An 11,304-nucleotide genomic window follows, 5' to 3' on the forward strand; every position below is an offset into this window, starting at 1 on the left:
GGACGGCGGCCAGGCCCGCCGCCGCGGCCTCGGCCGCCGACCGGGCGTCGGGCGCTCCCGCCTCCGGCCAGGACACCGCCGTGAGCTGCTGGAACAGGAGCCCGAAGAGCGGGCCGCTGGTGCCGCCCACGTCGTCGAGGAACGCCCGGGCCAGCGCCTGCACACCGCCACCCGCAGCCCCGTCCAGGGCCTGCGCCCGGCGCACCCCGCCCAGGAGGTTGTCGCCGAAGTCCCCGTCCCCGACGAGCTGGTCGAGCGCGGTGAGGTCGTCGCGCGACTCCGCCACGGCCTCCGCGAAGCGGTCCAGCACGGCCCGGCCCGACGGGTCGGCGGCGCCGTCCGGCGCGGCACCCACCGCGGACCGCACGACGGCCCCGGCCGCGCCGTCCGCCGTCAGGGTGCGGGCGGGGAGCACCAGCGGGGTGTCGGCGACCGCCGTCCACAACCCGGTCCACTCCGGCTCCATCCGGGTCAGGGTGAGGGAGAACCCGGACATGTCCAGGGCCGCGGTGAAGGTCCCGGGCACCACCGCCAGGGGTTCGACACCGCGCGCGACGAGTGCGTCGTACAGCAGCGAGCCGATGGCGTGCAGCTCCAGGCCGGTCGTGGCGCCCAGGCCGTTGACCAGCGCCAGCACCCGCTCCTGTCCGCCGGGCAGCGCCGCGAGCAGGTCGTCGGCCATGCGTTCCACCAGCTTCTCGACGGGCAGGCGCTCGACGGTGCCGGTGCCGCGCTCGCCGTGGATCCCCACCCCGTACTCCAGGGTCCCGGCGTCCAGCGCGAAGGCCGGCTCCCCGGTCGCCGGGGAGGTCTGCGCCCGGGCGGCCACCGCGATGCTGCGCGAGCGCGCCACGATCCGCGCGCCCAGGTCGGCGAGTTCGTCGAGCCCGGCGCCCTGGTCGGCGCGGGCGCCGAGCAGCTTCTCCAGCACGACGGTCGCCGCGGTGCCGCGGCGACCGGTCGCGGAGTCCTCGCCGTCGGTGGCCAGGTCGTCGTCGACCAGGACGGTGGCGACCGGGATCCCCTCGTGGCGCAGGCGCTCGGCGGCGATCCCGAAGTTGATGACGTCGCCGGTGTAGTTCTTCACGATGAGCAGGACCCCGCCGTCCTTGGCGACGGCCGTGCAGGCCGCGTGGATCTGCCGGTTGTGCGGGGAGGCGAAGACCGCGCCCGGGCAGACCGCGTCCAGGCCGCCGGGTCCGAGCAGGCCGGTGTGCAGCGGTTCGTGGCCGGAGCCGCCGCCCGACACCAGGGCGACGGTGCGGCCCGGCGCGCTGGTCTTGGCGCGTAGGAACAGGGGGTCCTCGTGGACCTCGACGAGGCCGGGGTGGGCCAGGGCGAGCCCGCGCGCGGCGGTCGCGACCGGGTCGGCGGACGGCAGGAAGTGGGTCATCGTCGGTGCTCCGTTCGTCGGTACATGGGACGGGTCATCGGCGTGCTGTCAGTGGGCCGATTGGTCGGTGGGCGGTCGGCGGGTCGAGCGGTCGGTGCGCGGGCTCAGTGCCAGGCCAGCCGGGACCGCCGCGCCCAGTAGGCGTCGGCGGGCTCGGCCAGGCCGGCGAGCCGGTCCCGCTGCCCGGGGTCCAGGTCGATGTCGGCGGCGCGGAGGTTGGCGGTGAGCTGGTCGACGGTGGCGGCCCCAGAGAGCACGATGTCGGCCCAGGGCTCGGCGATGACGGCCGCCATCGCGACGGCGTCACTCGTCGTACCCGTTTCCCGGGCGATCTCCGCCACCGGGTCCATTTCCGGTGCCGGACGGCGCCCGGCCAGGCGGCCGTTGGCCATGGCCTCCTTGACGATCACCGTGCGGCCCTGCGCGTGCGCCTGTGCCAGGGCCTCGCCCGCGGAGCGCTCCAACAGGTTGTAGGTGCTCTGCACGCTGCCGAAGAGGGGCCGTCCGCCCACCGTGACCTCCAGCGCCGCCCGGATGGTCTCCGCCTGGCGGGGACCGCTGGTGGACAGGCCGACGGTGACCCCCTCGGCGGCCAGCCGGGCCAGCTCCCCGTGCAGCTCGGTGTCGCCCAGCGCGGGGCTCTCGGGGGTCACCGAATGGATCTGGTAGACGCCGAGCCTGCCGCCGAGCAGGGCGCGGGTCTCGGCGAGCTGGCGGCGGTACTCGCCGACGCCGTGGTCCTTGACCTCGTGGACGTCGGCGTCGGTGCGCCAGCCGGCGGTGTAGGTGTAGCCCCACTTGCTGCCGACCACCGCGTCCGTGACCCGGGGCCGGGCCGCCAGCCACCCGGCCAGGAACTCCTCGGCCAGACCGTAGGAGCGGGCGACGTCGAAGTAGCGCACGCCGCGGTCGTAGGCGGCGTCCATCAGGGCGAACGCCCGTTCCCGCAGCGCCTCGGGCGAGCGCACGGCGGGCAGGTCCGTGTCCCGGCCCAGGTTGATGTAGCCGGGCCGCCCGACGGCGGCCAGGCCCAGGCCGATGCGCAGGGGCGGTGCGGTCCGTGGAGTCGCGGTCAAGAGGGAGCCTTCCGAACGGTCTGCGGGCGGTGCCGTGCGGGCGGCGGTCCACCCGCACCGGTCACCCATCCTGCGCGATACCGGCGCCGATCGCCACGAGGGCGGCCCGCCGCCCCGGACCCGGCGGCGAACGCCGCCGCGCCCGCCGGGATTCCGGCGACCGGGGTGGCCTTTCACACCGGGCTTTCCGGCGCGTGGACACCGCGCCGCGGCGATCGGCGCTTGTAGGGTCCCAGGGGTAGGGGCGGATCGCGCCACGGCCCGCCGGGCGGCGATCCGCCGAGAGGATTCGGATTCTCGGTCCAGGAGCGGACGAACATGGGCACTACGGCTCAGATCGGTGTCACCGGCCTCGCGGTCATGGGGCGCAACCTCGCACGCAACTTCGCCCGCAACGGGTACACGGTGGCCGTGCACAACCGGACGGCGGCGCGCACCCGCGCCCTCGTGGAGGAGTTCGGCGACGAGGGCGACTTCGTCGCGACGGAGACCGCCGAGGAGTTCGTGGCGGCCCTGGAGCGACCGCGCCGCCTGGTCGTCATGGTCAAGGCGGGCGAGCCCACCGACGCCGTGATCGCCGAGTTCGCCCCGCTGCTGGAACCCGGCGACATGATCGTCGACGGCGGCAACGCCCACTTCGCCGGCACCCGGCGCCGCGAACGCGAACTGCGCGAACGCGGCATCCACTTCGTCGGCACCGGGGTCTCCGGCGGCGAGGAGGGCGCCCTGAACGGGCCCAGCATCATGCCCGGCGGGTCCGCGGAGTCCTACGCGTCCCTGGGCCCGATGCTGGAGAGGATCGCCGCCAAGGCCGACGACGGCGCCCCCTGCGTCACCCACGTCGGCCCCGACGGGGCCGGGCACTTCGTCAAGATGGTGCACAACGGCATCGAGTACGCCGACATGCAGCTCATCGGCGAGGCCTACCAGCTGCTGCGCGACATCGCGGGGTACACCCCGGCGCAGATCGCCGACGTGTTCCGGCGGTGGAACACCGGCCGCCTGGACTCCTACCTCATCGAGATCACCGCCGAGGTGCTGTCCCACGTGGACGCCGCCACCGGGAAGCCGTTCGTGGACGTGGTCCAGGACCGGGCCGAGCAGAAGGGCACCGGGCGCTGGACGGTGCAGATCGCCTTGGACCTGGGCGTCCCGGTGTCGGGTATCGCCGAGGCGGTGTTCGCCCGGTCGCTGTCGGGGCACGCCGACCTGCGGGCCGCCTCCCGCGGGTTGCCGGGGCCGTCGGCCGAGCCGCTGCCGCCGGGCGAGGCCGCGGCGTTCGCCGACCGGGTGGAGCAGGCGCTGTACGCGTCCAAGATCGTGTCGTACACGCAGGGGTTCCACCAGATCGCCGCCGCGAGCGCGGAGTACGGCTGGGGGATCGACGCGGGCGCGGTGGCCCGGATCTGGCGGGCGGGGTGCATCATCCGGGCCGCCTTCCTGGACCGGATCACCGCCGCCTACGAGGCCGACCCGGACCTGGTGTCGCTGCTGTCGGACGCGGAGTTCGCACGGGAGATCGGCCAGGCCCAGGACGACTGGCGGTCCGTCGTGACCGCCGCCGTCGCCGAGGGGGTGCCGGTGCCGGGGTTCGCGGCGGCGCTGGCGTACTACGACGGGATGCGCGCGGACCGGCTGCCCGCCGCGCTCACCCAGGGGCAGCGGGACTACTTCGGTGCGCACACCTACCGCCGCACCGACCGCGAGGGGGTCTTCCACACCCTCTGGGGCGGCGACCGCTCCGAGGTCGAGGCCTGAGGGGACCCCTCGCCCGCACGGGTGGGACCGCGGCACGCGGTCCCACCTTTTTTGTCACTTGTGTGTTTTTTGACATGTGTTAATTTATTCGCGTGGAGAGCGACCGCAAGACCGACCGCAGGGTGCGGCGCTCGCGGGCGGCGCTCATGCGCGCCGCCGTGGACCTGGTGACCGAGCGCGGCACCACCGCCATCGCGGTGTCCGACCTCGCCCGAGCCGCCGACGTGAGCCGCCAACTCGTCTATCTGCAATTCGGCGACCGCGACACCCTGCTGCTGGAGGCCGCGCTCGACCTCGCCCGGCGTGACCTGGTAAAGGGTGCCGCTCCGGGTCCGGCCGACGTCACCGGCCCCGGCCGGCTCCTGGCGGCGACCGAGCACTTCGCGCGGTACCGGGCCTTCTACCGGGCGATGGTCACCGGCCCCTGCGGCTACGCGCTCACCGCGGCGCTCAGTGACCTGCTCTCCCCGTTCAGCCGGCTCATGGTCGACCGGATGACGGCGGGTACGGCCTCCCCCGAGCTGGCCGAGGACCTGACCCGGTTCGTCGTCGGCGGATGGGCCGCGTCGATCAACACCTGGCTGGTCGAGAGCCCCGACCCCCTCGACGCCGAGGCGTTCGCCGCCCGGCTCGGACGGATGGTGCCGGTCCTGACCGGCTCCGACGCCCTGCCCACCCCACCTTAGGGAGTCCCCATGACCGCAGCCGAACCCCGAGCCGAGGCCGTGACCGACACCGGCCGGGTCCGCGGCCGCCACGAGAACGGCCTTGCCGTCTTCCGCGGCATCCCCTTCGCCGAACCCCCCGTGGGACCCGACCGGTTCATGGCGCCCAGGCCCGTGCGCGCCTGGGACGGGGTCCGCGAGGCGTTCTCGTTCGGTCCCCCGCCGCCCCAGGAGATGCCCGCGCCCGAGGGCACCGCGCCCGCCGACGACGGAACCGACGGCGACTGGCTCACCGTCAACGTCTGGACCCCCGACGCCGACCCGGCCGCCGCCCGCCCGGTGATCGTGTGGATCTACGGCGGCGCCTACAAGTTCGGTTCCTCCGACGACCCCGGTTACGACCCCCACCGCATCGCCCGTGACGGCGGCGTCGTCGCGGTCACCTTCAACCACCGCGTCGGCATCGAGGGCTTCGCCCGGATCGACGGCGCCCCGGCCAACCGCGGCGTGCTCGACCAGATCGCGGCCCTGGAATGGGTGCGCGACAACATCGCGGCCTTCGGCGGCGACCCCGCCCGGGTCACCGTCGTCGGCGAGTCGGCCGGCGCGGGGGCGGTCGCCTCCCTGCTGGCGGCGCCCGCGGCCCGGGGGCTCTTCCACCGCGCCGTCGCCCAGAGCCTGCCGGGCACCTTCTTCACCCCCGAACTCGCCGGGGACATCACCGCCGCCATCGCCGGGGAGCTGGGCCTGCGCCCCACCGTGGCCGACCTGTCGGGGGTGGCCCCGCGCGTGCTCCCCGCCGCCGGGGCGGCGGTCGGCCTCGCGATGCGCGACCGCCAGGACCGGTGGGGCGCGGTCGCGCTCACCCCGACGCCGTTCTCACCGGTCGTGGACGGCGACGTCCTGCCCGTCACACCGTGGCAGGCGCTGGCCGACGGCGCCGGGCTGGACGTGGACCTGATCGTCGGCCACACCCGGGACGAGTTCCGGCTCTTCGTCGCCATGGCGGGGCGGCTCGGACGGATCGACGACGCTCAGGCGGCCGAGGCGCTGCGCGCCTTCGGCCCGGGCGCGGACGGAGAGCGCGCCTACCGTGCGGCCTACCCCGACGCCGCCCCCGAGCGACTGTTCGAGCTCGTCCAGTCCGACTGGCTCTTCCGCATGCCCTCGCTGCACCTGGCCGAGGCGCAGGTCCGCGGCGGCGGCCGGGCCCACATGTTCGAGCTCACCTGGTCCGCGCCGGGCAACGGCGGCATCCTGGGCGCCTGCCACGGACTGGACGTGCCGCTGCTGTTCGGCGTCTACGACGCGGGTCTGGGCCAGATGCTCTTCGGCCCCGGCGACGCCCCGAAGGCCGAGGCCCTGTCGGCCCACATGCGGCGGGCCTGGACGGATTTCGCCACCACCGGTGACCCGGGCTGGCCCGCCTACGACACCGAGCGGCGCCTGACCCACCTGCTGGACACGGAACCGAGCACCGAGGCCTACCCCGAGGAGGTCTCCCGCCGCCTGTGGCAGGACCACGTCTTCGCGCCCCTGCCCCTGGTGCGGAACGGGTAGGAACCGGTCCCGGTGCCGTCGCCGCAGGGCTACTCGGCGCCGGTGGCGGAACGCCGCCGCAGGGTCCGCTCCACGTCCAGGCCCTCGGCGGACACGCCCGTCACCCCGTGGGTGGCGGCGGCGATCGCGATCGCCTCGCGCCGCTGGTCCTCGGTGACCGGCAGGACCGAGGACAGGGTCACCCGGCCGCCGGTGCTCTCGACCGCGATCGCCTCCTCGGGCAGGCCCAGGCGTTCGGCCAGATCCCCGCGGATCTTGGCGCCGATGAGTCGGTCCGAAAGCGCGCTTTGTGTGGCACCGGCCATCGCGGTCCCCTTCCTCTCCTCGCGGGCGTCCGCCCTGCTTCGGACATACTCCTGGTCACCGGCGGCCGGAGCCAGGAGTCCACCCGCCGCGCCCCGCCGGGGGCGGAGCTTCGTGGGTTTCTGGGGTGTTTCGTCCCCGCCCGGTGCCCGACCGGCCCCGGGATTCGGCCCTGCCGCGCCACCCCTTTCGGTCGGCCCTCGTCGGTCCCCGACCTCCGGCGGTACGCTGCAACCCCCCGAGCGAAAGCGAGCGCGCCCATGCCCCCGAAGACCCCGACGGCGCCGGCGCCGGTGGGCCGGTGAGCGACTTCGGAGAGGGCCTGCGGGACCTGGCGGCGCGGATCGGCGCCGACCCCCGCGTGCCCTGGCCCGCCGACCTCACCGAGCTGTTCTGGTGGCGTCCCGGCTTCGGCCGTTGGCGGAGAGGCCCTCACCACGGAGAAGCCCTATGACCCTCGCCGACCCCCGTACGCTCTTCGACGCCGTCAGGGACCACCCCGGGGCGTTCGGATTCGGTCCCTCCTTCGGGGAAGCCGTCGCCTTCCTCGTCGGATACGACGTCTCGACACCCGGAGGGCCGCTGACGGGCTTCCGTGAGTGGCTCGCCGCCGACCTCGGGTTCGGGAGCAACCTGACCTGGCAGGCCCTGGTGCTGTGGCGTGCCTTCCCCGACGAGCCCGACAGGCGTGCGGTCCTGCCCCCGTTCGATGACCCAGCCGTCGACGCCGTCGCGGTCGAGGTGCTGTTCGAGGCCCTGAACGCCTTCCTGGACTTCCACCGCGACCACGGCCTCGACGCCGTGTACGCCCGCTACTCCGAACTCTTCCCCCTCGCACTCCGGGAGCCCCGATGACCGACCGCGCGGAGTGGGATCGCCTCGCCGAGCGGCTGCGCGTGGCCCGGTCCGGGCGCGACGCCGACGGCACCCTCCTGCACCTGCACGACACCTGTTCGGGCGCCGACGAGGTCCGCCTGGTCTGCGGCGGGCAGCTCGGGATCTTCCGCCGCGACGCCCTGGTTCCTCTGGACGCCGCCCTGGCCGCGATGACCGACCACCTGGCCGGACGTACCGGGGGCCGCGGCCCGGAGTGGGGGCGCACCCCCGATTCCTGAACGCCCGGCGGCGGTGCCCGGGAGCACCGGCCCGGAGGTCTAGCATGGTCGGTACCGCAGCAGGAACCACCCGCAGAGAGGTGCGCGCCCCGTGACGTTCGCAGATCTCCACCGGCCCGGCCGACCGTTCGTGCTGCCCAACGCCTGGGACGTCGCCTCGGCCCGGCTGCTCGCCCGGGAGGGCTTCCCCGCGGTCGGCACCACCAGCCTGGGCGTCGCCGCCTCCCACGGCCTGGCCGACGCCTCCCGCAGTGCCGGGGAGGCCACCGCCCGCCTCGCCCGCGACCTGGTCGGCGCGGGACTGGGCCGGTACCTGACCGTCGACATCGAGGACGGTTTCTCCGACGACCCGGCCGCCGTCGCCGAGTTCGTCGCCGGACTGGGCGTCGACGGCGTGAACATCGAGGACAGCACCCGCGGGGAACTGATCGCCCCCGAGGTGGCCAGCCGCAAGATCACCGCGATCAAGGCGGCCGTCCCCGCCGTCTTCGTCAACGCCCGCACCGACGTCCACTGGCTCGGCGGCACCGACCTCGACACCACGCTCGCGCGGCTCGCCGCCTACGCCGAGGCGGGCGCGGACGGCGTGTTCGCGCCCGGCCTCGCGGACCCCGGCGCCATCGAGGCCGTCGCCGTCGAGATCGCCCTGCCCCTGAACGTCCTGGCCGCCCCCGGGCTCGACCTCCGCCGACTGGGCGAGCTGGGCGTGGCCCGGGTCAGCACCGGCTCCCTGCTCTACCGGGCCGCCCTCGGCCGCGCCGTGGACACCGCACTGGCCGTCCGCGACGGGCGGCCGCTGCCCGAGGCCGTCTCCTACGGCGACGTGCAGGCCCTCACCGGGGAGGTCCCGCCGGGGGAGTAGCCCGGCCGGACGCGGGCGGTGAGGGCGTCCGCGCGCCCCGCGGGCGCGGTGCCCGCGGTCACCGATCCGGGTCCCGGGCGTCCCCGGCCCGGAACCCCGGCCACCCCTGGTAGACGCCTCCGCCGGGGGCGCGGGAGGCCAGGGTCCGCCAGACCGAACGCCACTCCTCCCGGATCCGGGCGGGCGGCCAGGGCGCCGGTCGCAGCTCCGGCGGGATGAGGGGGTCGTGCCTCATCGCCTCCTCCACGGCGTCCGCGACGCGCAGTTGCAGCGTCGTCACCTGCTCGGCCGCCACACGGTGGGCCACCTCCGCGACCCGGCCGACGACCTCCTCCAGGGCCCGGTACCCGTCGACGACGGGGGCCGCAGGCCACAGCAGTTCGACCACCTCGCGCGGGTCGGTGGTGCCGCGTACGTCCACCCGGGCGGCCTCGGCGCGGACGAGGGCCTCCCCGGCGGCGTCGAGCAGCCCCTCCAGGGGGTGCGGGCTCAGGTACAGGCCCGTGGACACGGGGGCCGCGCCCAGTTCGGTGAGGCGGCGCCGCAGGAGGTCGCGCCGGGCGCGCTCCGCCTCCGGCAGGCTGACCGCCGTCAACCGCCACACCCCGTCCCAGGGCGCGCGGCCCTCGTCCTGGGCCTGTGCGAGCACGAGGCCGGCGCGGTCCCGTGCCAGCCGGGAGCGGCCGGCCTCGGTGAGCGCCACGGACCCGCGGCGCCCGCGCCCGGTCTGGACGACCTCACCGGCGGCGACCATGCGGCGCAGTGCCAGCCGCACCGGCCGGTCCTCCAGGCCCGCGGCGTTCGCGGAGTCCAGGACGAGGTCGAGCCCCACCGCGCCGGCCATGGGCAGCCACGCCTCGATGACGGTGCGCGGTGCGATGTCCCCGGTCATGTGTCGCCCCTTCCGGTGACCCCGCGCCGCAGGGTGGTGTAGCCGTCGAACCCGTAGATCCCGCGCAGGACCCCCATGGAACCGGAGTCCACCGTTGTGAACCCGACCCGCCGGTACAGGGCCTCGGCCCGGGGGTTGGTGTCCACGACCGTCAGTCGGACGCTGCGCAGGCCGTGCCGCCGGGCATGGTCGGTGCAGGCCGCCAGCAGGCGCGAGCCGATGCCCGCCCCCCGGTGCTCGGGGGAGACGCAGATCCCGTCGAGCACGAGCGTATCCGGTTCCGGACGGCGTGCCAGGACGCCCAGGACCAGGAGGAGCCGTGCGGTGGCCACCGGTCCCAGGCGTCGGCGGGTGTCGGGCCACGCGGGGTCGAACGCGCCCCGTGCGCCGTACTGGAGGCCGCACACGCCCAGGACCTCGCCGCCGACCCGTGCCGTGAGCAGGCGGTCGGGGCGCATCGCGGCGGTGATGAACTCCCGGCCCGTCACGTCGTCGGCGAACGCGGGACCGAGTTTGCGCCGGAAGGCCGTCCAGTACAGTTCGCCGACCCGGGTGCGCTCGGCCTCGTCGAACCCCGTGCGTATCTCCACTGCCATGTCCATGGATCAAAAGTATCATGTAATCTACGAACGTGAATAGATCGAAACATTCAATGGATCGGCGCAGGGCCGCCGGAGCCACCGCCCTGCTCCTGTCCGCCCTGCTCCTGATCGGCGTGTGCACCGCCCTCGCGGGCAACGGCTACCGGCTCACCGAGACGACGGTGGACATCCCCGTGCCCGGAGGCACCGTCGAAGCGGTCATCGCCTCCCCGGACACCGGCGAACCGCGCGGAACGGTGCTGTTCGTCCACGGCGACGGGCCCGTCGACGCCACCCACGACGGCCTCTACCGGCCCTGGTGGGAGGCCGCCGCCGACGCCGGGTACACCACGGTCTCCTGGAGCAAGCCGGGTGTCGGCGGCTCCAGCGGCGACTGGCTCGACCAGGACATGGACGACCGGGCCGCCGAGGTGTCGGCCGTGATCGACTGGCTCGCCGAGCAGCCCGGCACCCCGCCCGGCCCGCTCGGCCTCTGGGGCGCCAGCCAGGCCGGATGGGTGCTGCCCAAGGTCGCCGCGGAACGCGACGACGTCGACTTCGTCGTCGCGGTCTCCCCGGCCGTCAACTGGCTGCGCCAGGGCCGCTTCCACCTGCTGGCCGAGCTCGACCGCGTCGGCGCCGACCCGGCCGAACGGGACCGCGCGGTGGCGGACAGCGACCGCACCAGGGAACTCCTGGCGGCCGGCGCCGACTACCGGACCTATCGTGCGGGTACCACGGACCCCCGGCCCATGGACCCGGCGCGCTGGGACTTCGCCCGGCTCAACTTCCGTGCCGACGCCACCGCCGACCTGCGGGCCCTGTCCGAACGGGGCATCCCCGTACTGCTCATGCTCGGCGATCACGACCTCAACGTCGACGTCGACGAGACCGCGCGCGTCTACACCCGCCTGCTCGGACCGGACCTGCGCGTCGAACGGTTCGACGCCGCCCACTCCCTGGCCCGCCCCGCGATGGAGGAGTCCGCCCTCCTGGGGGTCGCGACCGCCGTCCTGTGGCCCCGCGCGCTGTTCGCCCCCGGCACCCTGGACGCCTACCGGTCCTTCCTCGGCCGGGTGCGGTCGTGAGCGCGCGCGGC

Annotated in this window: 13 protein-coding genes; 8 read left to right on the top strand and 5 right to left on the bottom strand. The window is 75.0% G+C overall.

Going from position 1 to position 11,304, the window contains the following annotated elements:
• Positions 1-1,393 (bottom strand): dihydroxyacetone kinase subunit DhaK (locus QJS33_RS30220; protein ID WP_306371485.1); only part of this gene is annotated, 1,393 nt, incomplete at its 3' end.
• Positions 1,394-1,497: 104 nt separating this feature from the next.
• Positions 1,498-2,469 carry an aldo/keto reductase gene (locus QJS33_RS30225; RefSeq protein WP_306371486.1) on the bottom strand — a complete coding sequence of 324 codons (972 nt, stop codon included), beginning with the start codon at positions 2,467-2,469 and terminating at the stop codon, positions 1,498-1,500.
• Between the two features lie 318 nt (positions 2,470-2,787).
• On the opposite strand from QJS33_RS30225, the gene gndA reads away from it, so the two are divergent.
• From gndA to QJS33_RS30240, 3 genes are all read left to right on the top strand, one after another.
• Positions 2,788-4,227, top strand: coding sequence for an NADP-dependent phosphogluconate dehydrogenase (gene gndA / locus QJS33_RS30230; RefSeq protein ID WP_306371487.1), 1,440 nt, complete (start codon positions 2,788-2,790; stop codon positions 4,225-4,227).
• Between the two features lie 92 nt (positions 4,228-4,319).
• Positions 4,320-4,913, top strand: a complete 594-nt coding sequence (locus tag QJS33_RS30235; RefSeq protein ID WP_306371488.1) for a TetR/AcrR family transcriptional regulator — start codon at positions 4,320-4,322, stop codon at positions 4,911-4,913.
• Between the two features lie 9 nt (positions 4,914-4,922).
• A complete protein-coding gene (locus tag QJS33_RS30240) occupies positions 4,923-6,452 on the top strand; it encodes a carboxylesterase/lipase family protein (RefSeq protein WP_306371489.1) in 1,530 nt (509 codons plus the stop codon).
• Between the two features lie 29 nt (positions 6,453-6,481).
• Here the strand turns inward: QJS33_RS30240 and QJS33_RS30245 are convergent, their stop codons facing one another.
• Positions 6,482-6,757, bottom strand: coding sequence for a BON domain-containing protein (locus QJS33_RS30245; protein ID WP_306371490.1), 276 nt, complete (start codon positions 6,755-6,757; stop codon positions 6,482-6,484).
• Between the two features lie 299 nt (positions 6,758-7,056).
• On the opposite strand from QJS33_RS30245, the gene QJS33_RS30250 reads away from it, so the two are divergent.
• From QJS33_RS30250 to QJS33_RS30265, 4 genes are all read left to right on the top strand, one after another.
• Positions 7,057-7,209, top strand: a complete 153-nt coding sequence (locus tag QJS33_RS30250) for a hypothetical protein (protein ID WP_306371491.1) — start codon at positions 7,057-7,059, stop codon at positions 7,207-7,209.
• Entirely contained in the window at positions 7,206-7,610 is a 405-nt protein-coding gene (locus tag QJS33_RS30255; protein ID WP_306371492.1) for a hypothetical protein, read from the top strand. Before QJS33_RS30250 ends, QJS33_RS30255 begins: the two co-directional genes overlap by 4 nt.
• Positions 7,607-7,870, top strand: coding sequence for a hypothetical protein (locus QJS33_RS30260; protein ID WP_306371493.1), 264 nt, complete (start codon positions 7,607-7,609; stop codon positions 7,868-7,870). The genes QJS33_RS30255 and QJS33_RS30260 overlap by 4 nt, the downstream gene beginning before the upstream one ends.
• A 91-nt stretch (positions 7,871-7,961) precedes the next feature.
• Positions 7,962-8,732 carry an isocitrate lyase/phosphoenolpyruvate mutase family protein gene (locus QJS33_RS30265; RefSeq protein ID WP_306371494.1) on the top strand — a complete coding sequence of 257 codons (771 nt, stop codon included), beginning with the start codon at positions 7,962-7,964 and terminating at the stop codon, positions 8,730-8,732.
• A 58-nt stretch (positions 8,733-8,790) separates the two neighbouring features.
• Here QJS33_RS30265 and QJS33_RS30270 read toward each other — a convergent pair whose 3' ends face one another.
• Both QJS33_RS30270 and QJS33_RS30275 read right to left on the bottom strand, forming a co-directional pair.
• Positions 8,791-9,624: a PaaX family transcriptional regulator C-terminal domain-containing protein gene (locus QJS33_RS30270; protein WP_306371495.1), complete on the bottom strand. Its 834-nt coding sequence runs from the start codon at positions 9,622-9,624 to the stop codon at positions 8,791-8,793.
• Positions 9,621-10,226 (bottom strand): GNAT family N-acetyltransferase, encoded by a 606-nt coding sequence (locus QJS33_RS30275; protein ID WP_306371496.1) that lies wholly within the window; start codon positions 10,224-10,226, stop codon positions 9,621-9,623. The genes QJS33_RS30270 and QJS33_RS30275 overlap by 4 nt, the downstream gene beginning before the upstream one ends.
• Before the next feature lie 50 nt (positions 10,227-10,276).
• Here QJS33_RS30275 and QJS33_RS30280 point away from each other — a divergent pair, with 50 nt between their 5' ends.
• Positions 10,277-11,293, top strand: coding sequence for a S9 family peptidase (locus tag QJS33_RS30280; protein ID WP_306371497.1), 1,017 nt, complete (start codon positions 10,277-10,279; stop codon positions 11,291-11,293).
• The last annotated feature ends 11 nt before the right edge of the window (positions 11,294-11,304 follow it).

Origin of the sequence: Nocardiopsis sp. CC223A (assembly GCF_030766825.1) — a bacterium.
In the GTDB taxonomy this organism is placed as follows: domain Bacteria; phylum Actinomycetota; class Actinomycetes; order Streptosporangiales; family Streptosporangiaceae; genus Nocardiopsis.

Coding starts and splice junctions, on each gene's coding strand:
- gndA (WP_306371487.1), top strand. CDS start 2,788: ATGGGCACTACGGCTCAGATCGGTGTCACCGGCCTCGCGGTCATGGGG.
- QJS33_RS30240 (WP_306371489.1), top strand. CDS start 4,923: ATGACCGCAGCCGAACCCCGAGCCGAGGCCGTGACCGACACCGGCCGG.
- QJS33_RS30245 (WP_306371490.1), bottom strand. CDS start 6,757: ATGGCCGGTGCCACACAAAGCGCGCTTTCGGACCGACTCATCGGCGCC.
- QJS33_RS30255 (WP_306371492.1), top strand. CDS start 7,206: ATGACCCTCGCCGACCCCCGTACGCTCTTCGACGCCGTCAGGGACCAC.
- QJS33_RS30260 (WP_306371493.1), top strand. CDS start 7,607: ATGACCGACCGCGCGGAGTGGGATCGCCTCGCCGAGCGGCTGCGCGTG.
- QJS33_RS30270 (WP_306371495.1), bottom strand. CDS start 9,624: ATGACCGGGGACATCGCACCGCGCACCGTCATCGAGGCGTGGCTGCCC.
- QJS33_RS30275 (WP_306371496.1), bottom strand. CDS start 10,226: ATGGACATGGCAGTGGAGATACGCACGGGGTTCGACGAGGCCGAGCGC.
- QJS33_RS30280 (WP_306371497.1), top strand. CDS start 10,277: ATGGATCGGCGCAGGGCCGCCGGAGCCACCGCCCTGCTCCTGTCCGCC.